The 21,576-nt window shown below is 69.7% G+C and carries 23 protein-coding genes and 2 pseudogenes; 13 read left to right on the top strand and 12 right to left on the bottom strand.

Features of this window, described 5'->3' with window-relative positions:
• Window positions 1-82: 82 nt before the first annotated feature.
• The 3 genes from ACFWP7_RS29705 (at window position 83) to ACFWP7_RS29695 (ending at window position 2,849) form a co-directional block, all read left to right on the top strand.
• Window positions 83-379 (top strand): hypothetical protein, encoded by a 297-nt coding sequence (locus ACFWP7_RS29705; RefSeq protein ID WP_384387355.1) that lies wholly within the window; start codon window positions 83-85, stop codon window positions 377-379.
• 217 nt (window positions 380-596) lie between these two features.
• A complete protein-coding gene (locus tag ACFWP7_RS29700) occupies window positions 597-1,619 on the top strand; it encodes a phosphotransferase family protein (protein WP_384387352.1) in 1,023 nt (340 codons plus the stop codon).
• A gap of 6 nt (window positions 1,620-1,625) precedes the next feature.
• Window positions 1,626-2,849, top strand: coding sequence for an acyl-CoA dehydrogenase family protein (locus ACFWP7_RS29695; protein ID WP_384387349.1), 1,224 nt, complete (start codon window positions 1,626-1,628; stop codon window positions 2,847-2,849).
• 115 nt (window positions 2,850-2,964) lie between these two features.
• Here ACFWP7_RS29695 and ACFWP7_RS29690 read toward each other — a convergent pair whose 3' ends face one another.
• Window positions 2,965-3,537 carry a hypothetical protein gene (locus ACFWP7_RS29690; protein WP_384387346.1) on the bottom strand — a complete coding sequence of 191 codons (573 nt, stop codon included), beginning with the start codon at window positions 3,535-3,537 and terminating at the stop codon, window positions 2,965-2,967.
• Window positions 3,538-3,614: 77 nt separating this feature from the next.
• Between ACFWP7_RS29690 and ACFWP7_RS29685 the strand changes: the two genes are divergently transcribed.
• The 3 genes and pseudogenes from ACFWP7_RS29685 to ACFWP7_RS29675 all read left to right on the top strand — a co-directional run.
• Window positions 3,615-3,866, top strand: a complete 252-nt coding sequence (locus ACFWP7_RS29685; protein ID WP_384387344.1) for a hypothetical protein — start codon at window positions 3,615-3,617, stop codon at window positions 3,864-3,866.
• On the top strand, window positions 3,863-4,315 hold the full coding sequence (locus tag ACFWP7_RS29680; protein WP_384387341.1) for a histidine kinase: 453 nt from the start codon (window positions 3,863-3,865) through the stop codon (window positions 4,313-4,315). Before ACFWP7_RS29685 ends, ACFWP7_RS29680 begins: the two co-directional genes overlap by 4 nt.
• Window positions 4,288-4,503: pseudogene (locus ACFWP7_RS29675) on the top strand (response regulator transcription factor); the annotation flags it as partial. The gene ACFWP7_RS29680 and the pseudogene ACFWP7_RS29675, both read left to right, overlap by 28 nt.
• 69 nt (window positions 4,504-4,572) lie before the next feature.
• Here the strand turns inward: ACFWP7_RS29675 and ACFWP7_RS29670 are convergent.
• From ACFWP7_RS29670 to ACFWP7_RS29660, 3 genes are read right to left on the bottom strand one after another with little or no spacing between them, the layout of a single operon-like run.
• Window positions 4,573-5,166 carry a TetR/AcrR family transcriptional regulator gene (locus tag ACFWP7_RS29670; protein WP_384387338.1) on the bottom strand — a complete coding sequence of 198 codons (594 nt, stop codon included), beginning with the start codon at window positions 5,164-5,166 and terminating at the stop codon, window positions 4,573-4,575.
• Between the two features lie 35 nt (window positions 5,167-5,201).
• Window positions 5,202-5,381, bottom strand: a complete 180-nt coding sequence (locus tag ACFWP7_RS29665) for a hypothetical protein (protein ID WP_384387450.1) — start codon at window positions 5,379-5,381, stop codon at window positions 5,202-5,204.
• On the bottom strand, window positions 5,378-6,142 hold the full coding sequence (locus tag ACFWP7_RS29660) for an SDR family oxidoreductase (RefSeq protein WP_384387335.1): 765 nt from the start codon (window positions 6,140-6,142) through the stop codon (window positions 5,378-5,380). The genes ACFWP7_RS29665 and ACFWP7_RS29660 overlap by 4 nt, the downstream gene beginning before the upstream one ends.
• Before the next feature lie 218 nt (window positions 6,143-6,360).
• On the opposite strand from ACFWP7_RS29660, the gene ACFWP7_RS29655 reads away from it, so the two are divergent.
• On the top strand, window positions 6,361-7,593 hold the full coding sequence (locus ACFWP7_RS29655) for an exo-beta-N-acetylmuramidase NamZ domain-containing protein (protein WP_384387332.1): 1,233 nt from the start codon (window positions 6,361-6,363) through the stop codon (window positions 7,591-7,593).
• A 215-nt stretch (window positions 7,594-7,808) separates the two neighbouring features.
• On the opposite strand, the gene ACFWP7_RS29650 is transcribed toward ACFWP7_RS29655, so the two are convergent.
• Window positions 7,809-10,595, bottom strand: a complete 2,787-nt coding sequence (locus ACFWP7_RS29650) for a penicillin acylase family protein (protein WP_384387329.1) — start codon at window positions 10,593-10,595, stop codon at window positions 7,809-7,811.
• A gap of 327 nt (window positions 10,596-10,922) precedes the next feature.
• On the opposite strand from ACFWP7_RS29650, the gene ACFWP7_RS29645 reads away from it, so the two are divergent.
• Together ACFWP7_RS29645 and ACFWP7_RS29640 are read left to right on the top strand one after the other, a co-directional pair.
• Window positions 10,923-11,528, top strand: a complete 606-nt coding sequence (locus tag ACFWP7_RS29645; RefSeq protein WP_384387326.1) for a hypothetical protein — start codon at window positions 10,923-10,925, stop codon at window positions 11,526-11,528.
• 390 nt (window positions 11,529-11,918) lie between these two features.
• Window positions 11,919-12,659, top strand: coding sequence for a 3-keto-5-aminohexanoate cleavage protein (locus ACFWP7_RS29640; RefSeq protein WP_384387323.1), 741 nt, complete (start codon window positions 11,919-11,921; stop codon window positions 12,657-12,659).
• 43 nt (window positions 12,660-12,702) lie between these two features.
• On the opposite strand, the gene soxR is transcribed toward ACFWP7_RS29640, so the two are convergent.
• Window positions 12,703-13,224 carry a redox-sensitive transcriptional activator SoxR gene (gene soxR / locus ACFWP7_RS29635; RefSeq protein WP_384387320.1) on the bottom strand — a complete coding sequence of 174 codons (522 nt, stop codon included), beginning with the start codon at window positions 13,222-13,224 and terminating at the stop codon, window positions 12,703-12,705.
• Window positions 13,225-13,330: 106 nt separating this feature from the next.
• Between soxR and ACFWP7_RS29630 the strand changes: the two genes are divergently transcribed.
• Window positions 13,331-13,792, top strand: a complete 462-nt coding sequence (locus tag ACFWP7_RS29630; protein ID WP_384387317.1) for a MaoC family dehydratase — start codon at window positions 13,331-13,333, stop codon at window positions 13,790-13,792.
• Window positions 13,793-13,869: 77 nt separating this feature from the next.
• Here ACFWP7_RS29630 and ACFWP7_RS29625 read toward each other — a convergent pair whose 3' ends face one another.
• The 5 genes and pseudogenes from ACFWP7_RS29625 to ACFWP7_RS29605 form a co-directional block, all read right to left on the bottom strand.
• A complete protein-coding gene (locus ACFWP7_RS29625; protein WP_384387314.1) occupies window positions 13,870-14,496 on the bottom strand; it encodes a TetR/AcrR family transcriptional regulator in 627 nt (208 codons plus the stop codon).
• 92 nt (window positions 14,497-14,588) lie between these two features.
• Entirely contained in the window at window positions 14,589-14,840 is a 252-nt protein-coding gene (locus ACFWP7_RS29620) for a YiaA/YiaB family inner membrane protein (RefSeq protein ID WP_384387311.1), read from the bottom strand.
• A 173-nt stretch (window positions 14,841-15,013) separates the two neighbouring features.
• A pseudogene (locus ACFWP7_RS29615) lies at window positions 15,014-15,470 on the bottom strand (transposase); the annotation flags it as partial.
• A 130-nt stretch (window positions 15,471-15,600) separates the two neighbouring features.
• A complete protein-coding gene (locus tag ACFWP7_RS29610; RefSeq protein ID WP_384387308.1) occupies window positions 15,601-16,011 on the bottom strand; it encodes a RidA family protein in 411 nt (136 codons plus the stop codon).
• A 90-nt stretch (window positions 16,012-16,101) separates the two neighbouring features.
• Window positions 16,102-17,253 (bottom strand): acyl-CoA dehydrogenase family protein, encoded by a 1,152-nt coding sequence (locus ACFWP7_RS29605; protein WP_384387305.1) that lies wholly within the window; start codon window positions 17,251-17,253, stop codon window positions 16,102-16,104.
• Window positions 17,254-17,320: 67 nt separating this feature from the next.
• On the opposite strand from ACFWP7_RS29605, the gene ACFWP7_RS29600 reads away from it, so the two are divergent.
• The 3 genes from ACFWP7_RS29600 (at window position 17,321) to ACFWP7_RS29590 (ending at window position 20,037) form a co-directional block, all read left to right on the top strand.
• Complete coding sequence (locus ACFWP7_RS29600) at window positions 17,321-17,962, top strand: TetR/AcrR family transcriptional regulator (protein WP_384387302.1); 642 nt, start codon at window positions 17,321-17,323, stop codon at window positions 17,960-17,962.
• 279 nt (window positions 17,963-18,241) lie between these two features.
• On the top strand, window positions 18,242-18,955 hold the full coding sequence (locus tag ACFWP7_RS29595) for an ArsR/SmtB family transcription factor (protein WP_384387299.1): 714 nt from the start codon (window positions 18,242-18,244) through the stop codon (window positions 18,953-18,955).
• A gap of 107 nt (window positions 18,956-19,062) precedes the next feature.
• Window positions 19,063-20,037 (top strand): DMT family transporter, encoded by a 975-nt coding sequence (locus ACFWP7_RS29590; RefSeq protein ID WP_384387296.1) that lies wholly within the window; start codon window positions 19,063-19,065, stop codon window positions 20,035-20,037.
• A 145-nt stretch (window positions 20,038-20,182) separates the two neighbouring features.
• Here ACFWP7_RS29590 and ACFWP7_RS29585 read toward each other — a convergent pair whose 3' ends face one another.
• Window positions 20,183-21,415, bottom strand: coding sequence for an MFS transporter (locus ACFWP7_RS29585; protein ID WP_384387447.1), 1,233 nt, complete (start codon window positions 21,413-21,415; stop codon window positions 20,183-20,185).
• Window positions 21,416-21,576 lie beyond the last annotated feature (161 nt).

Here is a 21,576-nt window from a genome sequence, read left to right as displayed (position 1 = left end):
GATGATTTGAGCCGCTTTTTGCCGCTAGCCTGAGCCATTGTTCCCCACGGCCCCACCCCCACCACCTCCGAAGGCGAGCACCATGACCACCCTCCACGCGGAGCACTCCGCACACGAGCACGCCCACGGCCCCACCTGCGGTCACACCGCGGTGCCGCACGGCGACCACGTCGACTACGCGCACGATGGGCATCTGCACCGCGAGCACTCCGGGCACTGGGACGAGTGCGAGCCGAGCGGCCACACCGCGCACGCCGAACACGGCCATCAGCACGGCGACGGCTGCGGGCACCCGGCGGTCGAGCACGGCGACCACGTCGACTACGTGCACGACGGACACCGGCACGCCGAGCACCAGGGGCACTGGGACGACCACTAGGACGGTTCGATCCCTGGGACTGTCCGGTCCACTGGGCGTCTCCCCCGCTTCCTTGGTTTCCTTGGTTTCCTTGGTTTCCTTGGCTCCCCCGCTTCCTTGGCTCCCTGGTTTCCTTGGCTGCGGGGGAGACGCCGATCACGTTTTGTTTCCGCGCTGGACGACATACCGACTGGTCGGCATCATGGTCATGTCCTGTTTCCCGCGCGTAGGAGCGACGATGTCCCCAGACCATCCGCCAGGTCTCGACCTCGACCGGCTGCGCGGCCTGCTCGACCGCGAGCGGCCCGGGCTGGTGAACGGCCCGATGACCGGCCGGCTGATCGAAGGCGGACGGTCGAACCTCACGTACACGGTCACGGACGGCGGGGCGAAGTGGGTCGTACGGCGGCCTCCGCTCGGGCATGTGCTGGCCACCGCGCACGACATGAAGCGTGAGCACCGGGTGATCAGCGCGCTGTACCCGACGGCGGTCCCGGTGCCGCGGCCTGTGCTGCTGTGCGAGGACGAGTCGGTGCTGGGATCACCGTTCTACGTCATGGAGTTCGTGGAGGGCACGCCGTACCGCACCGCGGAGCAGCTCGCCCCGCTCGGCCCGCAGCGCACCCGCGACGCGGTGCTCGGGCTGGTGAACACGCTGGTCGAGCTGCACGCAGTGGATCCGGCCGAGGTGGGACTCACGGACTTCGGGCGTCCGGAGGGTTTCCTCGAACGCCAACTGCGGCGCTGGGGCAAGCAGTTGGAAGCGTCCCGGAACCGCGAGCTGGCCGGGATCGACGAACTGCACGCGGCCCTGGGGCGCGCGCTCCCCGACTCCCCCGCACCGACCGTCGTGCACGGCGACTACCGGCTCGACAACGTACTGATCGGCGCCGACGACCGGATCAACGCGATCCTGGACTGGGAGATGTCCACGCTCGGCGATCCGCTGACGGATCTGGGGCTGCTGGTCATGTACAGCATCCCTCTCAAAACGGCCGACTCCCCCATCAGCACGACGGCTTCCGCTGTCGGGCACCCGGATCCGGCCGAGCTCGTCGAGCGATACGCCGCGCGCTCGGGGCGCGACGTGTCCGCCATCTCCTGGTACACGGCGTTCGCGTGGTTCAAGCTCGCCGTGATCCTGGAGGGCATCCACTACCGCTACACGCAGGGCCAGACGGTCGGCGCGGGATTCGACCGCATGGGCGAGCTGACCCCTGTCTTCATCGAGCACGGCCTGACCACCCTTCAGGAAGGCTGATCCGCCATGGACTTCGCATTCGACGCGCGCACCGAGGAGCTGCGCCATCAGCTGCTCGCCTTCATGGACGAGTACGTCTATCCGGCGGAGACCGTGGCGGAGGAGCAGCGCGCTCAGCTGGCGTCGCCGTGGGACACCCCGGCCGTGGTCGAGGAGTTGAAGGCCGAGGCGCGCAGCCAGGGACTGTGGAACCTCTTCCTGCCGGACTCGCGGTACGGCGCCGGACTCACCAACCTCCAGTACGCGCCGCTCGCCGAAATCACCGGCCGCAGCCCGCACTTGGCGCCCACCGCGCTGAACTGCGCCGCGCCCGACACGGGCAACATGGAGGTGCTCACGCAGTTCGGCGACGAGCAGCAGAGGAAACAGTGGCTGGAGCCGCTGCTCGCCGGTGAGATCCGTTCGGCGTTCGCGATGACCGAGCCCGAGGTGGCCTCGTCCGACGCCACGAACATCACCACCCGCATCGAGCGGTCCTCCGACGGCTCCGCCGAGTACGTCATCACGGGCCGCAAGTGGTACATCTCCGGGGCCATGAACCCGGACTGCAAGATCTTCATCGTGATGGGCAAGACGGATCCGGAGGGGTCCGACCTCCGCCGTCAGCAGTCCATGGTGCTCGTGCCGCGCGACACTCCCGGTGTCGAAATCCGGCGCGCCATGCAGGTGTACGGCTACGAGGACCACTCCCACGGCGGGCACGCGGAGGTCTCCTTCCATCAAGTCCGGGTCCCCGTGGGCAACTTGGTCGGCGAGGAGGGAAGCGGCTTCGCCATCGCGCAGGCGCGGCTCGGCCCAGGTCGGATCCACCACTGCATGCGGCTGATCGGGATGGCCGAGCGGGCGATCGAGCTGATGTGCCGCCGGGCGGTGGCCCGTACGGCCTTCGGCAAGCCGCTGGCCCAGCAGGGCGTGGTCCAGAACTGGATCGCCGACGCCCGGGTGGCCGTCGAGCAGCTGCGCCTGCTGGTCCTGAAGACCGCCTGGATGATGGACACGGTCGGCAACAAGGGCGCCCACACCGAGATCCAGGCCATCAAGATCGCCACTCCCCGTACGGTCGTCGACATTCTCGACAAGGCGGTCCAGCTGCACGGCGCGGGTGGCGTGAGCCAGGACTTCCCGCTGGCCGAACTGTGGGCCAGTGCGCGGACGTTGCAGCTCGCCGACGGTCCCGACGAGGTGCATCAGCGGTCGCTGGCGCGGCAGGAGATCAAGAAGCACCTGTGAGGCGGGCGAGGGCGGTGAAGGGCGATCACGGCACCGGGGCCGGTGAGGGTGCATGACGGGAGGGCCGGCGAGGGCGCCCATGCCCTCACCGGCCCTGTCCCCCGAGCGGTGTTGGTCAGTTTCGGGTGGTCGCGCTGAGCGTCCAGCCCTGTCGGCACTTCAGGCCGAACGTGCCCTTGTCGCAGCCCTCGACCTTGAAGCTGTAGGTCCCGCTGGTGTGCTTGCGGACCCACATTCCGCCGGAGGTGCCGCCGCGCAGGGTGACCTGCGTGCCGCCCGCGTCGGCGGCGCTGGTGTAGCGGACCAGGAAGACGCCGTAGTGGTACGGGTCCGTGGGGCCCCAGTTGAAGTACGCGTAGCCGTTGCGCTCCCAGGCGGCGACCACCATCTCCGGGCCCTGGCGGGGCGACAGGGTCACGTTCCCGCTGTCGAAGCACTGGCGCTTGCCGAGCTTCGTCCCGTTCGTCGACTTGACGATCAGCACCTCGCTCCGCGGGCAGCCGAGCATGCCGTTCACACCGCCCAGATCGCTCCAACGCTCGTAGATGTAACTGTTGCTGAGCTGGTATCCGCACGCCGTCGGCGGTCCTGCGGGAGCGGCCGTGGCGGCGGGCACCGCCGCCGTGCCGCCGAGCGCGAGTGCCGAGCCCACCGCGAGGCCCGTCAGACGCCGGTTCACTGAAAGCATCACTGTTCTCCCCCGTCAGCCTGGCCGACGGCTCTTCCGTCGTCCTCGCCGTCACCTTCGAACCGGCTCGGCGCCGATTGCAGCGCACAGTGGACCGCGCCCTCTACGGGGACCGGCACGACCCCGTCCGGGCGGTCTCCCCGATCGGTGAGCGGCTGGCCGGGGGTGGTGTCGGTGCCGTGCCCGAGGCGGTGGGTGAGGGGCTGCGTCTGCCGTTTGTGCGGCTGGCCGCGAAGTCCGGCGTGGCGAGCGGCAGTTGGGGAACACTGGGAAGACTCACGCATGTCGTGCCGTTGGAGTACGACGCCGCGCGGTCGGTGAGCTGGTGATCGGGCTGCGCCCCGGTGAGCAGCAGCCCGCACCGGCCGATCTGGCGGTGCTCGAACTGCTCGCGGTGCCGCTGGCCGCCGCCCTGCACGCCACCGATCTCTCCCGCCAGCTCCAGCTCTCCCGGGAGCGGATCGTGGCCGCGCGGGAGGAGGAGCGCCGCCGGATCCGCCGGGATCTGCACGACGGGCTCGGACCTACGCTCGCCGGAGCCGCCTTCCAGGCCGACGCCGTACGCAATCTGCTCGCGTTCGATCCGGAGCGGGCGGCGGGACTGCTCGTCGAGCTGCGGGCCGAGATCGGCGGGGCGGTCGGGGAGATCCGCCGCCTGTGGACGGACTGCGGCCGCCGGACCTCGACCAGCTGGGGCTCCTCGGCGCCCTGCGCGAACGCTCGGCACGGCTGTCCTTCTTCGGGCCGGGCGTGGCACGGCGCGTGCTCGGCCAGCTGAGCCGTCCGCTGCCACAGCCCGACCCGTGCCCGACGCTCACCCCGCGCGAACGGGACGTACTCACACTGATCGCCGCGGGGACACCCAACGCGACCGTGGCGGCCCGGCTCGGGCTGTCCCCGAAGACGGTCAGCAACCACATGTCCGCCGTGCTCGCGAAGCTGGGCGTGGCGGACCGCACGGAGGCGGTGGCCTGGGCCCGCGACGCGGGCTCGGGCCGGCCGTGGATCCGTGACCCCGCGGGGCCTCAGGGCGCCTCAGGGCCGCAGCGCGCGCAGCAGCAGGTCGGCCAGCTGGTCGGCGACCTGCTGCGGGGTGAGCGGGCCGTCGGGCCGGTACCACGTCGACAGGTGGTGCACGGAACCGAAGTGGTAGTCGACGACGAGGTCGGCGGGGGTGGCCGTGGAGAAGACGCCCTTCTTCTGGCCCTCTTCGACGAGCGCGCGGAAGCGCTCGTGGTACCGGCGGCGCTCGGCGCGTACCTGCTTGTGCTTCTCCGGGCTGAGGTGGTGCATGGAGCGGAAGAAGATCGATGCGTCGTCGAGGTTGTCGATGGTCGTGACGACCACGTCGGCCGCAGCGCCCCGCAGCCGCTCCTCGACGGGCGCGTCGGCGCCCGCAAAGGCGTCCAGTCGCTCCTGCTGAAGGCGCAGCACGCGCGCGTAGACCTCGTGCAGGAGGTCGTCCTTGGAGCCGAAGTAGTGGTAGAGCGCCCCCTTGGTGACGCCCGCCGCCTCGACGATCTCCTGCACGGAGGTCCGGTCGTAGCCCTGCTCGGCGAAGAGCCGGGTGGCGGCGGCCAGCAGCCGCTGCGGCACGGGCGTACTGTCACCGTTCGTCGTTCTGGGCACTGCCGCCACCTGCCTTCCTTGATGTTGTGGCTGTCCTACGGGCTCTTGTGCGATCGGGAACGCAGCTCCCGATGCAGGATCTTGCCACTCGCCGTCTTCGGCGGGTCGGGCAGGATCTCCACCCGCCGCGGAAATCCGTGAGCGGCCGGGCGCCCGTCCCTGCGGTCGGCCACGTGCGGCGGACCGCTGACCACGTACAGCCGGGCGTCGGTCACTGACCGGCCTCCCACTTCTGCTGGATGTGGTTCATGTTCGTCAGCCAGCGGTCGGGGTTCGCGGCCCGCACCTGGTAGTACTCGGCGACCTCGGGGTGCGGCAGGATCAGGAAGCGGTCCTCCTCCATCCCGGTGAAGAGTGCGTCGGCGACGTCCTCGGGCTCGATGGCGCTGGGCTGGAGCACCAGGGCGCCCGCGCTGCCGGTGGCAGCGAGCATGTCCGTGCGCACGCCCTGCGGACAGATCGCGTGGACCTTCAGGCCGCGGTGGCGGTACGTCAGCGACAGCCACTCGGCGAAGGCGTACGCACCGTGCTTGGTGACGGCGTACGGCGCGGCGCCGATCATGGTGAGCAGTCCGGCCGCCGAGACCGTGGAGACGAAACGGCCGCTGCCGCGCTCCAGCCAGGCCGGGAGCAGCTCGTGGGCCGCGCGTACGTGCGCCATGACGTTGACGTCCCAGGCGAGCGCCCAGACCTGTTCGGCGGCCGCCTCCGTCCCGCCCGAGCCGACGCCCGCGTTGGCGCAGTACACGTCGACCGTGCCGCCGAGGGCGTCCCTGGCCTCCGCCACGATCGTGGACGCGTCGCCCGGCACCGCGATGCCGCCGATCTCGTCGGCCACTGTCTTCGCCTTGGCGGCGTCCAGGTCGTTGACGACGACCCTGGCCCCCGCGGCGGCGAAGCGGCGGGCCAGCGCGGCTCCGATTCCGCCCCCCGCTCCAGTGACGATCACTCCGGCATCCTGCACGGCTTCCACCATCGGTCTCCTTCGAGGCGACGAGAATCGGCTCTGTCTCTGCACCAGACTAACCAGTCGGTATGTAGCGAGGAAAGGGCCGCTTCGGGGCGCGGACTGTGACATCTGCGGCTCCGCCGCACGGGCGCGACAAGCCAGGGGCTGCCTGCGGGCTACGAACTTCCGGCGGAAGCGCTTAGCGTGCCTGTGCCAACCTTCCGCGATCACGGAGGTCCCCCATCATGCGCCTGTCCCGACGAACCCTGCTCGCCGCCGGCACGGGCGCGGTGGGCCTGACCGCCACTCCGGCTGCCGCAGCGGGAGGGAGACAGCTGCGTACCGGCTTCGAACGCCTGGCAGCGGGCGGCTACGTCCCCCTCGACGGACAGCGCGTCGGCGTCGTCACCAACCCCACCGGCATCACCTGCGACGTGCGCCACATCGTCGACGTCATGCACGCCGACGACCGGGTGAACCTGATCGCCGTCTTCGGCCCCGAGCACGGCTTCCGCGGCACCGCGCAGGCGGGCGGCTCGGAGGGCCGTTACGACGACCCGGCGACCGGGCTGCCCGTCTACGACACGTATCTGAAGAGCGGTCAGCCGCTCGCCGACATCTTCACCGCTTCCGGCGTGGACACGATCGTCTTCGACATCCAGGACGTGGGCGCGCGTTTCTACACGTACATCTGGACGCTGTACGACTGCATGGACGCGGCCCGGCTGGCGGGCAAGCGCTTCGTGGTGCTCGACCGGCCGAACCCGGTGACCGGCCGGGCGGCCCAAGGTCCCGTCCTGCACAAGGAGTTCGCGACCTTCGTCGGACGAGAACCCATCGCGCAGGCGCACGGGATGACGGTCGCGGAGCTGGCACGGCTGTTCAACGGGGAGTTCCTGGCGACGCCGGTGCCGCTGGAGACCGTACTGATGTCGGGGTGGCGGCGCTCGGATTTCTATGACACCTCCGGTCTCCCCTGGGTGCCGCCGAGCCCCAACATGCCGACGGCCGACACCGCGCTGGTGTACTCGGGTACCTGCCTCTTCGAGGGGACGAACCTGTCGGAGGGGCGGGGCACGACCCGCCCGTTCGAGCTGCTCGGCGCGGAGGGCATCGACCGGAGCTGGGCCGAGGCGGTCGGGCAACTCGGGCTGGACGGCGTGCACTTCAGGGAGGCGTACTTCGCGCCCACCTTCTCCAAGTTCCAGGGCCGGACCATCGGCGGGGTGCAGGTCCACGTGCACGACCGGGCCGCGTACGACCCCGTGCGCACCGGTGTCGCGCTCCTGGTGACCGCTAAGAGGGTCTGGAGCGGCTTCGCTTGGCGTGCCGACCACTGGATCGACAAGCTGACCGGGTCCACGAGCGTCCGGACGATGATCGACGCGGGGGCTTCGGCCGACGAGGTCGTGGCCGCCTGGCAGGACGAGCTGGCGGCGTTCCGACGCGTACGCAAGGAGTATCTGGTGTATCGGTGAGGTGTGCAGCGCCTGGTGGTCAACGACTGTTGGCCACCGGCTGTTGGCAAACGAGCCGCTGGTCAAGGAATCGACTGGTCAAGGATCCACTCGTCAACGACTGTTGGCCAATGACCGTTGGCCAACGAGCGTGGGGGAACACTCGTTGGCCAACAGCCGTAGATACGGATAGCGGTAGCGGTAGCGCTACCACTACCCGTACCGGTATCGCACCGTCACCGGTGCGAGGTGTACTCCACCACCTGCTGGAAGGTCGGACGGTTCTGCCAGCTGATGCTGTAGTGCTTGATGCCGCCGAGCGGACGGTGGATGACCGAGTCGGCGCACCACTGGTTGCCCGCGGCGCAACTGGCGTCGCCGGGGTAGACCTGGGCGGCGGTCTTGCCGGCCGCCGTCTTGAGGGTGTTGATCAGGACGTCCCGGCAGCCGGTGAGGGTGCCGCCGCCGCAGTACTTCTGCGCCAGACCGCCCTGCACCGACTCACCGAGCACCGCTCGGATGTCCTTGTCGACGTAGCTCCACCATCCGTACTGGAAGGAGCTTCCCGCGTGCGAGCCGGTCGGGCCGTGTCCGGCCGAGGGCGCCTCGTCGATGGGGAGGTTGTTGGTGATGGCGGTGTACAGACCGGTGCCGAGGCCCGGTTTGAACTCGGCCTCCACCAGCAGTGGCCACCACGCGTCCAGGATGCGGATGGCGTCGGCATTGGCGTAGGTCTTCGAATTGAACGCGGTCTCCGTGCGTTTCGACCCCGCTGTCACCCAGGTGGAGAGCTGGCTGACGGCCGCCGCGGCCGCGGTGTCGGTGACCGGCTGGCTGTTGATGACCTTCAGCAGGTCCGGGAGCACGTCCTCCGCCCGTAGATCCGCGAGCGAGGCGTCCGCCATCGCCTTCACGAGCGAGGATCTGGTCACGCCTCCCGCGGTCACGAGTTTCTTCACGCGGTCGTCGATGAGGTTGCCTCGATGGACGGAGCCGTTGCCCCAGGGGGCTGTCGCGTAGTCCGCGGCCACCTTGTTGTTCCAGGAGACGTAGTAGTCCTGGTCGATGTCGTTGGGATGCGCCGACGCCGGAGTGTACGTGGCGGTGTTCGTCGCCCCGTTCCAGCCCTGCCAGTCGTAGGCAGCCTGCGCCCACACCGGGAACTCGGCGTCTACGCCGGCGGCGCGCACCGGGTTGTTACCGCTGTTGTAGTACGCGGTGTGGGTCGAGTCCGCGTAGAACCAGTTGAAGGTGTAGTTGATGTGCTGTGCCGCGGACTGGAAGGTCTCCGGGCTCTTGACGTAGTCCGGATCGTTGAACATCTGGAAGCCGATGATCGAGTCGGCCTCGTGCATGTAGGAGGAGCGCAGGGTGGTGTACGCGACCTTTTTGCCGCCGACCGTCGCCCGATGGGTCACCGGGCCGTACTTGGTGCGGTAGACCTGCATGCGGTATGAGCCCGCGGCAGTGGGGTCGGCGGTGGTCGGTACCCACGCGTTGGTGTGCTCGACCTTGTCCATGGCCGTGCAGGTGCCGTGGTAGAGGTAGTGGTAGTCGTCCTGGCACAGCTCGACGGCGTACGTGTCGATGATGTCCTGGCCGGAGGTCGTGGCACTCCAGGAGTAGTCCTGGCCGCGGCCGAGTTCGACGTAGAAGCTCAGCCCGGCGAACGAGGCGCCGCGCGCGCTGAGGCCCGGTCCCTGGATCTCCTGGAGCATCAGGAGCTGTGGCGCGAAGTAGCCGGTCTGGGGACCGAAGACGGCGATCGGGTGGCCGCTTGCCGTGTGATCACCGCTCACCACCAGGGCGTTGGACATGCCCTTCTTGGCCGAGGAGAGGGCCGTGGCGGCCGCCGTGGCCGAGGTGCTGCTCGCGGTCGCGGTGGCCGCGCTGCCGGTGCGGTCGAAGACCAGCGGCTCCTCGGTCAACGTGCCGGCGTCGGGCAGTGCCTGACCCTGCGCGACGGCGGGCTTGGCCGCGTACGGGAAGCTCTGGCCGTCATGGAGGGTGAGGGCTGCCTCGGGGTCGTTGCGCTCACGGAAGGACTCCCAGACCTTGGTGCCCTCCACCACGCCGTACTGGGACTGTGCGGCAAGCAGTGAGATGGCGTTGTTGACCTCGCCGCCGCCTCCGGAGCCGAACAGCGATCCGATGACGGAGGCCAGCGCGACCAGGTCGGTGAGCTTGAAGTGGTCGATGGTCCCGGCATTGGTGATGGAGTCCTTGTGGCCGGTCAGGACGTACTCGCCGGGGAAGTAGCGGCCGCTGTCGGAGGCGTCTATGTAGGCGTTGACGCCGGCGAGGTAGGCGTTGACGTCGGCGAGCGCCTGCTGGCCACGGGCGCCGTTGTTGGTGGTGACGCTGTCGATCTGAGCCTGCAGTTCGGCCTCGGTGTAGGGCGCCGTGCGCCAGAACTGCTGCTCAAGGCCCTGATTGGAGGGGTCACCGCCCGCGAAGGGGGTCAGCGTGCCGCGTCCGACGTGCCGGAAGACGTCCATCAGCCACAGCCGGTCCTGCGCGGCGGCGTATCCGGCGCCGTACTCGGTGCCGTAGCGCGTGGTGCCGGTGATGTGCGGAACGCCGGTCTTCTTGTCACGGACGATCGTGACGTCGGTGCGCCCGCCGGGGTTCGTCGTCGACTCGACCTGGTCGGCGGCGACACCGAACGAGGCGTCGTTGAAGAAGTCGTTGATCTTGGCGTCGGTGAGTCCGGTGTAGCCCGAGGCCAGGTTCGCGTAGGGGCCGAGCTGGTCCTCGGCGTGGGCCGGCTGGATACCGAGGACCTGGTTGAGCAGGACCTGGGCGAGGGTGGCGTTGCCGTTCTCACCGGGCGGCATGATGTCGGAACACTGATTGCCGCAGTAGTCGTTGGCCGCGGCCGCCGTACCCGCCGCCGACGCTTGGGTAAGGGGAGACAAAAGGCCGGCAATGAGAAGGCATACGGATGTCGCCTTCAGGAACTTGGGCAATCTGCGGGGAGTTCTCAGTCTGTCCAGGATGGTGCGTGCGGTGCGCCGTGGCATGACAGCTCCTCGCGATGGGGGGTGGGCCGGACGTTACCGCCGGTATCCCCGTGTTTGAAGATGAACATGCGTCACTTTTTGGGATCGGGTACTCCCCAGGGAGCGACGGCGCCACGGCTCTGCCCCGCCGAGGCAACTGACGGACGGACAACAGGCAGCTCACAGCGTTCGGAGGTAGGTCATAAGGGGTTCGGCAGATGACCTCCTGAAGGTCATCGGAAATCGGATGGAGCCGAATCGCTTGTCGATACGTCTATTCGGCGAAGTCCGCGCAACAACGCCGAAGTGACCGAAGTACAGGTGCAGGTGTGACGGAGGTGCAGGGCGATGGCCGGTTTCCGGAGTCTGGCGAGACAGGTGCGAGATCCGAGGAGTGATCTGGCACTGCGGCGCTACTCACTGCGCAAGTGCCTTGAAAGGTTCGCCCCTTACGGACATCGGGCGACCTGGGACCATCTGTCCTCGCGGGCCGGGTTCGGTCCCGAGGACCGCTCCCCCGATCCGGCGCGGCTCGTGGCCGCACTGGAGGAGCTGGAGGAAGCCCGTTCCGTCTGGCTCGCCTACGAGGTCGGGTTCGCGGAACGGCGCAAGAAGGAGAAGCACGACGGGTTGCGCAGGCCGGGCACCGTCGACGACTGGCACCGGCTGACCTGGGGCGGCTTCGGGGTCGCGTGGTGCGACGACCCACGGATCCACCCTCATGAATCGCTGGCCGAGGTGCTGCGCCGGCTGATCACCGCGTTGGAGCGCGAACCGGGTGCGGTGTGCCCGGTGTGCGTGGGCGAGCGCCTCGACTGGAAGTACGACCTGGCTCACGAACCCTCGTCCGGTCCTGTCTGCACGCGTTGCGGAATCGTGGTGCCGCGACCTGTTCTCACCCCGGAGGCGCTGGCGGAGGCCAGGCGCGGGCGGCGGCTCCTTATATCGGCGTGAGTACGCGACTGGGTTCCTGAGTGCGCCGCTGGGTGTGTGCGTACACCCTGGGTACGTGAGTGCACCCCGGGTACGTGCGGGCACCTCTGGGTGCGGGAACTCCGGGTGAGCTGTTCGGCGCGGGTTGCTTGCGGGTGAGCTGTTCGCCGTGAAGTGGCTGCGGGTGAGCCGTTCGCTGCGGATTTCCTGCGGGTGAGCAGTCCGACGCGGATTGTCTGCCGGTGAGCCCTCCGCCGCAGCGTGGGTGGCCGCAGGGTGAGCCGTTCGCTGCGGAGTGGCTGCGGCTGGGCGCCCAGCCGCACGATGCCGCATCCCTCCGCACGATGTCGCGTCCCCGGCGGGCGCGGCGCGCGAACCGGTGTTGTCAGTGCCGGCTGGCACTATCGAGGCATGGTGCAGGTCTGTGTGAACGGAACCCGGGGCGCCGGTGACGGTGCCGTCGTGCCGCTGTCGCCCGGCTCGATGGCCGCGTCCGCGGCGGAGGCTGTCGCGGCCGGCGCATCGGACATCCATGTCCATCCCAAGTCGCCCTGTGGGCACGACACGTTGTCACCGAGGGCCCTTACGCCGACGCTCGAAGCGATACGGGCACGGGTGGACGTCCCGGTCGGCGTGACCACCGGTGCCTGGGCCGAGCCGGATCCCGCGGCCCGCGTGGAGCGCGTGCGTTCCTGGACGCTGCTGCCCGATCACGCCTCGGTCAACTGGCATGAGCCGGGCGCCGAGGAGGTGGCGGCGGCGCTCCTCGACCGCGGAATCGGCGTGGAGGCGGGCATCTGGTCCGGCACGGACGGCGCCGAGCGGTTCGCGGCGTCCCCGCTGGGTCCACAGGTGCTGCGCGTCCTGGCCGAGGTGCTGGACACCTCCGCCGACACAGCGGAGGAGTCCGCCCACGCCCTGCTCTGCGACCTGGGCACGGCCCACGGCCGCCCCGTCCTGCTGCACGGCATGGAGGGCGGCACCTGGCCGGTGCTGCGCCTCGCGGGGAGGCTGGGCCTCGCCACCCGGATCGGCCTGGAGGACACATTGCTGCTGCCGAACGGCGAACGGGCCATATCCAACGGCCAGTTGGTGGCGGAAGGACTCGTCCAGCACCAGCACCAGCACGGGCGGGAACGGCGCACGTCGTAGAGCCGGGAAGGGCATCTGCGACATACGGGGCTCGGAGTGCGGCTCAGCCGCAGTCCTCCCGCTCCTTTCGCTGAGCGTCGGCCCGCTTGTCCGGTCCCTCGGCCGGGCGGGCGCGTTCCGCCATGAGGCGGGAGCCTGTCAGTCGGTCGCCGAAGACGTCGTCCGGGTTGGAGAGCACACAGGTCTCCAGGGACAGGCAGCCGCAGCTGATGCAGTCCGTCAGATGGTCCCGCAGACGGCCCAACTGATTGATGCGCTCCTCGAGTTCGGAGCGCCAGGCCTCCGAAAGGCGGGCCCAGTCCTCCTTCGTCGGGGTGCGCTCCTCGGGGAGTTCGGCGAGCGCCTCACGGATGGTGGCGAGCGGGATGCCGACCCGTTGCGCGGCGCGTACGAAGGCGACGCGGCGCAGCGCGTCCCGGTGATAGCGGCGTTGGTTGCCGGTGGTGCGGCGGCTGTTGATGAGGCCCTTGGACTCGTAGAAGTGCAGGGCGGAGACGGCGGCGCCACTGCGCGCCGAGAGCTGGCCGACGGTCAACTCGTGGATCTTCTCAGGGATCTGGGGCACCCCTCCAACCCTACCCACCTCGCCACACGTGAGGTCATTGACATCAGACCCGTACCAGACCATGCTAAGCAGTCGCTTAGACACTGAGACGCGGGAGGCCAGGGACATGGCAGAGCCGAGGATCTTCGAGTCCGCCGACGAGCTCAAGGCCGCGGTGGGCGAGCAGTTGGGCCACAGCGACTGGCTGGACATCGACCAGAAGCGGATCGATCTGTTCGCGGACGCCACGGGTGACCACCAGTGGATCCACGTGGACCCCGAGAAGGCCGCCGCGGGCCCCTTCGGCACGACCATCGCGCACGGCTATCTGACGCTCTCGCTGCTCCCCGCGCTGGTACCGCAGGTGATGCGCGTCGACGGCGTGAAGATGGGCGTCAACTACGGCACCAACAAGGTCCGTTTCCCCGCGCCCGTCCCGGTGGGCTCACGGCTGCGCGCCACCGCCGTCCTCACGGAGGTCACCGAGACGGGCGGCGGCGTCCAGGTCACGGCCTCGGTGACGATCGAGCGCGAGGGCGGCGACAAGCCGGTGTGTGTGGCGGAGTCGGTGTCGCGCTACTACTTCTGAGCCGGTTCCCAGGGGCCCAGGGGCCCAGGGGCGTGCAGTGGGCCAGGGGGTGACCCAGTGGCCGGGGCCCACACGGGCTACGGCTTCGCTCCCACCATCCGCAGTACGAGGTCGGCGTAGAGCGCGCCGACCTCGTCGGGGGTCCTGGGTCCGTTGACGTTGAACCAGCGCGCCACGTCGATGCAGAGCGAGAGCACGGCGAGCGTGGTGCCCGGCACGTCCGGGACGTCGAACTCGCCCGCCGCGACGCCGTCCTGGATGATGCCGCGGACGGCGGCGTCGGTCTGACGGCGCAGGGCCACGATCTCCGCGCGGGCCTCGGGACCGAGCGCGTCGAGCTCGTACTGCACGACGCGCGCGGTGGTGTGCTGCGCGGCATGCCACCGTACGAAGGAACGCACGGCATCCGCGAGCCGCTCGGCGGCGCTGCCGTCACGCTCCGCCGCGGTCCGCAGAATGTCGATCGCCCTGTCGTGCCCGATCCGGCTGATCCGGTGGAGCAGCTCTTCCTTGGTCTTGTAGTGGATGTACAGCGCGGCCGGGCTCATACCGGCGCGGCCCGCGATGTCCCGGGTCGTGGTCGCGTGGTATCCGCGCTCGGCAAAGGCCTCCACTGCGGCGACGAGCAGCCGCCGGGCCGCGTCCGGGGTGACCTCGGCCCACGGCTGCACCTCGGTGCCGGCCGTCCCCTCCGCCGTACTCATCGCTGGTTCGCCCCTTCCACTGGCAGGGTGACACCATACCCCCGAACCTGAGCGAGCGCTTAGACCGCCCGCTCAGCGCAGCACGAAACCCGTCAGAGCTTCTCGAAGGGGCTGTAGAGCCGACTCGCCGACTGCGCGTCCTGCTTGTCCCGGATCACCTTCGCCAGCGTGAAGGACGACGTCACCAGATAGAGGACGGCGATGCCCAGGAAGGAGCGCACCCAGGCGTTGGCGTCCAGCTTGAAGATGCCGATGGCGGTCGCGACGATGGCGACGGCGAAAGAGGCGACCGCCTGGCCGTAGAAGGCGGCGGTGGACTGCTGCTTGACCGGTGACTCACTCATGGGGTCCAGGATCGGCCGTGGCCCGTGGAACCGTATCCGCCCGGATACTCAGACACGTACTCAGCTTGTTCTTTAGCTGCCGGCTCACCCGAGCTCGGGTCCGCCGGACGTTTCGGCACCTCCGCCAGCACATGCCCTGCCCTGCCAGAGCGCCGAAACCCCACGGCCCCGGAGCCGTATTTCGATGTTGCCGTGCGGGTCGTGAAGGCCGGGTCGGGCCAGGTCTCGGGCTTGGCGGAGCGGAACTCTGGTCCGTGCTTGGCCGGCCGGCCTTGGGGTCGTAGATCCGCGGCGGCTTCGGCAGCCGCATGACGCGGTCCCCGCGGATGCGGCCGACCAGCTCGACCGGCAAGTCCCGCAGACCCCATGCGAGGCGGGTGACGCCGTATCCGGCGTCGGTCACGATCACGATGTCCGGGTGTCCCCCGCCTGCCACTGGTTCGCCTCGATCAGCCGTCCGACGACATCACGGAGCTGAGCGACGGTGATGGCGGTAGCGGCGTCGGCCGGACCGAGGCGGACCGCGTCCAGGATCTGCGTCCAGGACGTGGCGCCCATCTCCAGTACGGCGACAAAGGAATACGGCCAGCCGGGAATGAGCTGGGAGGCCGCCTTCGCCCGGCCGTAGACGGGTCACGTGCACAGTCACGTGCACCTTGGTCGGAGCACCTGATCAGACGAAGGCGGCCCTGGTGTCCGGCGAATACCCAGCAGGGCTACCCAGTTCGAGACGCTGTTCGAGGCCCGGTGATGAGCAAACTCACTCAGGCAGAGCCACGGTGAGATCCACCTCGACGAGTTGCCCGGGAAAGCCCAACTGGGCGACCCCCAGGAGCGTGCTGGCGGTTGTGAACGCCGGGCCGATGGCAGAGGCGGTGAGCCGACGCCACGCGGCTGCGAGCGCGTCCCTGTCGTCGCTCCGCACGTAGATCACCGACCGCACCACATGGTGCGGCTGGGCACTCACGGCTGTGAGGGCAGTGAACGCGTTGGCGGCCACCTGGTCGACCTGCGTCTCAAGGGAACCGGAACCGACGAGGTCGCCGTTTCGATCTAGCGGACACTGCCCCGCCAGATAGGCCGTACGGCCGGTCTCCACCACGGTGACGTGGTGGTAGCCAGGCGTTTCATGCAACTGCTCGGGGTTGATGCGGGTGATCTTCTCAGTCATGTACGCGAGTCTGACCAGGGTGCGGCCAGCACGCACCGCAATTTCTTCCATCGGCAGGCACTCCGCAACCACCCGAGGTCAAGAACAAGCTCAGAAAGCGGAGACCCCGGTCAGCGCCCGTCCGATGACCAGCTTCTGGATCTGGCTGGTGCCTTCATAGAGGGTCATCACGCGGGCGTCGCGCAGCAGCTTGCCCACCGGGTACTCGTCGATGTAGCCGTAGCCGCCGAAGACCTGGAGGGCGTTGTTCGCAGCGCGCACGGCGGCCTCGGACGCGAAGAGCTTGGCCTTGGAGGACTCGGTGGCGAACGGCAACCCACGGTCCACGAGATCGGCCACCTTCCAGGTCAACAGGCGCGCCGCGTCCACGTCCAGGGCAATATCGCTGAGCAACTCCTGTACCAACTGGTGATGGGCGATGGTCCTGCCGAACTGCTCCCGCTCGGTCGCGTACGTCACCGCCGCATCCAGTGCCGCCTGGGCTATGCCGACGCAGCCGGCGGCCACCGACATCCGCCCCTTGGCGAGCGCGGACATGGCGACGGCGAAGCCCTTGCCCTCCGGCGCGAGCATCGCCGAAGCGGGGACGCGTACGTCCTCCAGGACCAGCTCCGCCGTGGCCTGCCCGCGTAGCCCGAGCTTGCCGTGGATGGTGCGGCGGGACAGACCCGGCGTGTCGGTCGGTACGAGGAAGGCGGAGACGCCCTTGTGCCCCGGGGCGTCGGTCGACCGGGCGAAGAGGAGTACGACATCGGCCCAAGTGCCGTTCGTGATGAACATCTTGGTGCCGTTGATGACGTAGTGGTCGCCCTCGCGCGTGGCTTTCGTCGACAGACTGCCCGCGTCCGAGCCGGTGCCTGGCTCGGTGAGACCGAAGCATCCGACGTATTCACCCGAGGTCAGCCCCGGCAGCCACCGCCGCTTCTGCTCCTCGCTCCCCCGGTGCGCGATCGTCTTGGCGACGAGGCCCAGCGATACGGAGACGATCCCGCGCACGGAGGAGTCGCCGCGGCCCAGCTCCTCCGTCACCAGGCAGTACGCGAGGTGGTCGCCGCCGCTGCCGCCGTACTCCTCGTCGATCGTGAGCCCCAGGAAGCCGACCTCGCCGAGTTTCTTCACCAGCGACCGGTCGATGTCCTCCGCACGGTCCCACTCGATGACATGGGGGGCGATCTCGCGGTCCACGAATTCCTTCGCGAGCCGCTGGACGGCGGTCTGCTCCTCGCTGAGCTCCAGGTTCATGACGAGTCACCCCACTACACTTTAATTAGCACTGCTAGTTTTCAGGTCCAGCCCTACTATGTGCGCCATGGCCCGACCGCGCAAGCCCCTCCTCAGCAGAGACCGCATCGTCGACGCGGCACGGGCGTTGGTGGACGCCGAGGGCCTGGCCGCCGTCTCGACGCGGCGGCTCGCGGCCGAGCTGGGGGTGAGCGGTCCGTCCCTCTACAACCACTTCCCGACCAAGGACCAGATCCTGGAGGCGGTCGCCGACTCGGTCAGCGCGCAGGTCGACCTGTCGATGTTCGAGGACGGCCGCGACTGGCGTACGGCTCTGCAGGACTGGGCCATGTCCTACCGGGCGGCGTTGCGCGACCATCCGAACATCGTGCCGGTGCTGGCGCGGGGGCCTGGGCGGCGGCCCGCGGGACTTCGGGTCGCGGACGCCGTCTTCGGTGCGATGGTCGAGGCGGGGTGGCCGGCGTCCCAGGCCACGTCCATCGGTGCGCTGATGCGCTACTTCATCATGGGGTCCGCCATCGGCTCCTTCGCCGGCGGATTCGTGGACGACGTGGCGGCGTACGACCCCGCGGACTATCCCCACCTCGGGCAGGCGCATCTCCTCGCGGAGCAGCAGGAGAAGGTCGACGAGCGGGCGTTCGAGACGGGGTTGCGAGCCTTGTTGGATGGGTTGGCGGTGCGGTTTGAGGGGTTGAGGCGGGGGGAGTGAGGTGGGGTTTTCGCCCCCTCCGCCCCTGCCCGTCCCTTGTTCCTGGGGGCTGCCGCCCAGACCCCCGCATCGCGCTGAACGCGCTCGTCCTCAAACGCCGGACGGGCTGAAGATCTCCAGCGGCGGCCGGGGAAAGATCCAGCCCCTCCGGCGTTTGAGGAGCGGGGCCTGGGGCGGAGCCCCAGGAACATGGGACGGGCAGGGGCGGAGGGGGCGAATAGACCACCACCCACCACCTTTCGGCGGGCGCCGAAGTCTTCCCGGGGCATGCTGGACGGCATGACGAAGGCGAAGGACCCGGTGGGACCGGGGCTGGCGGCGTTGGCGGGGCTGATCGCCGATGAGACGCGGGCCGGCTTTCTGCTGGCGCTGCTCGACGGGCGGGCGTGGACCGCCGGTGAACTGGCCCGGCAGGCCGGAGTCGCCGCGTCGACCGCCAGCGAACATTTGGGCAAACTCGTCGCGGGCGGCCTGCTCACCGAGGAGAGGCAAGGACGGCACCGATACGTACGGCTGGCCGACACCGGCGTCGCTCAACTCGTCGAGGACCTCGCCGCCCAGGTCGCACCCACCGCCGCCGCGCGCCCCCGCACCCTGCGGCAGTCCGGCGCCGGATCCGCCATGGCCCGCGCCCGCACCTGCTACGACCACCTCGCCGGACGCCTCGGCATCACCCTCACCGACGCGCTGACCAGCCGCGGGCTCCTCCGCCAGGACACCGGCTTCGCTCTCACCGACGCCGGACTCCGCTGGTTCGACACGGCGGGAATCGACCTCGACCGCACCGGCCGGCGCCCACTCGCCCGTGCCTGCCTCGACTGGACCGAGCGCCGCCCCCACCTCGCGGGCACCGCCGGGGCGGCCCTCTGCCGTCATGCCCTGGACGCACGCTGGTGCGTACGGATCGGCTCGGAGCGGGCGGTCAAGGTCACCACCGAGGGCGAACGCGCCTTCACCGACCTCTTCGGTGTCGAGGCCACGGCGCTGCACTGAGCTCGATCGAACCAGGCGAACCAGATGAACCTGACTACCCAGGAGCCTGGACGCGGCGTCCGAAACCCGCCAGACCTTGCCTCCACAGCCCGTCTAGCCTCAGGAGCATGATGTCCACCCCGGCCCACTCCCCCACTCATTCCCCCGACCCCGCCCCCGCCCCCGCCCCCGCTCCCGCCCGGCGGACCGACCCACGCGCCGCGGCCGCCGCAACCGTCACCGTCGTGCTGTGGGCCTCGGCGTTCGTCTCGATCCGGAGTGCAGGGGCGGCGTACTCACCGGGCGCGCTCGCCCTCGGGAGGCTGCTGGCGGGAGCCGTCACGCTGGGGGTCATCTGCCTGATACGCAGGGCGAGTTGGCCACCGCGTGCGGCCTGGCGGGGCATCGCCGTGTCCGGGGTGCTCTGGTTCGGCGTCTACATGGTCGCCCTCAACTGGGGCGAGCAGCAGGTGGACGCGGGTACGGCGGCGCTGATCGTGAACATCGGACCGATCCTCATCGCCCTGCTCGGGGCCCGGCTGCTCGGCGACGCCATGCCGCCGAGGCTGCTCGCCGGGATGGCGGTGTCGTTCGCGGGGGCGGTGGCCGTGGGGCTGTCGATGTCCGGCGAGGGCGGTTCGTCCTCGGTCCTCGGGGTCGTCCTGTGTCTGGTCGCGGCGGTCACCTACGCGGCCGGTGTCGTCGCTCAGAAGCCGGTTCTCGGTGTGGCGAGTCCGCTCCAGGCCACGACGTTCGGCTGCCTGATCGGGGCGGTGGCGTGTCTGCCGTTTGCGGGACAGCTCGTCCATGATGCGGCGGACGCGCCTGTGTCCGCGACGCTCAACATGCTTTATCTGGGGGTGTTTCCTACCGCGCTCGCGTTCACGACGTGGGCGTACGCGCTGGCCCGTACGACGGCGAGTCGGATGGGGGCGACGACGTATGCGGTGCCCGCGCTCGTGGTGATGATGTCCTGGCTGTTCCTGGGCGAGGTCCCGGGGTTGTTGACGCTCGCCGGCGGGGTGTTGTGCCTGGCCGGGGTGGCGGTGTCGCGTTCCCGGCCGAGGGCCGGGGTGGCGGAGCGTGTGCCGGAACGTGGCTGAGGTGGGGACGGGTTTTCGCCCCCTCGGCCCCTACCCGTCCCGTACCTGGGGGCTCCGCCCCCCGACCCCCGCGTCGCGCTGAACACGCTCGTCCTCAAACGCCGGACAGGCTGAAAAGCCCTTCCCCGGGCGGGTAGGGAGTCGCTCAGATGTCGCTCTTGCGACGCACGGGGAGCCGGGGGCGCGAGGGCTCGCCGAGGGCCGCGGTGCCCGGCTTCGCGGGTGAGCGCAGCGCTATGCCCGAGGACACCAGCAGCAGCGCACCCAGCATCACGAACGGTGCGGCCACCCCCGCGACTCCGGCGATGAGACCCGCGGCGGCGGGTGCGGCGACCTGGCCGAGGCGGTTGCCGGTCAGGCGGAGGGCGAGGGCCGTGGAGCGGGCACTGTCGGGGGCGGCCTGGACCACGGTCGTCATCGAGAGCGGCTGACCGACGCCGAGGCAGAACCCGAGGGCCAGGAGCATCGCGGCCAGCGCCAAGACCGGCACCGGCAGCGCGATGCCCGCGCACAGCAGCCCCGCCGCCAGACAGGTCACGGTGAGCAGCGCGGTCCGGCCCAGCAGTCGCAGCATCGGCGTCATCACCAGTCGGCAGGCGATCGTGGCCGCGGCGCGCAGGCTCAGCAACAGGCCGACCACGGACGGCGCGATACCCCGGTGTTCACCGACGACCGGCAGATACGCCGTGAGAATGTCCGTCGCGGACAGCACGGCAAGGCTGATGAAGATGCCCGCGGGGACACCCCGGGTGCGCAGTATGCGGCGCACGGGGACGCGGTCGCCTTGTGCCGTACGGGACTTGGCCGCCGTACGGTGCTCGATGCGCCACAGCGAGGTGAACGAGACCGCCGCGACCCCGCCGGCGACGAGCAGGGCCAGGGCGGTGGTGCCCGCCATGTCTGAGCCGTCGATGAGAGCACCCGCGGCGATCGGTCCGACCAGTTGGCCGAGGGAGGCGCCGATGGTGAAGTGGCCGAAGTTGCGGTCCTGTTCGTGCGGTGCGGACTGGCGGGCGACGATCGACTGGGCGCCGATGACGAAGCAGAGGTGGCCCAGGCCCATCACTCCGCTCCACGCGGCCATCGCCGTGAGCGAGTCCGCCCTGCCGCTGAGTGCGCAGCCGCCCGCGATGAGAACCACGCCGACGGGCAACAGCGGGGCGCAACGGCCGTGGTCGGTACGGCGGCCCAGCGGCACCGCGGCGAAGAGAGGCAACAGGGCGTACACGCCCGCGATGACGCCGATCGCGCGCTCGTCGGCGCCCAGGGCGAGGGCCCGATAGGAGACGGCGGGCCGCGCCATCGACACCGCTCCCTGCGCGAAGCTGAAAGCGATGACGAGGCGCAGCAACCAGCCGCGGCTTCCACCGGGCCCCACAGCCACAGCGATCCTCCATTCGGTGACGAGCGACAGGCGTCCGTACGTGCACGTCTGTCAGGCATCCGTACGTGCGCGTCAGTCAGGCGTTCATGCATCCGCGCCTGTCAGACGTTCATGCAAGCGCGTCAGTCAGACGTCCGCGCGTCGCGTCTGAAGAC

Origin of the sequence: Streptomyces sp. NPDC058470, from assembly GCF_042721055.1 — a bacterium.
In the GTDB taxonomy this organism is placed as follows: Bacteria; Actinomycetota; Actinomycetes; order Streptomycetales; family Streptomycetaceae; genus Streptomyces.
The sequence above is the reverse complement of the archived record's forward strand: the minus strand, read 5'-3'. Positions and strand labels throughout refer to the sequence as shown.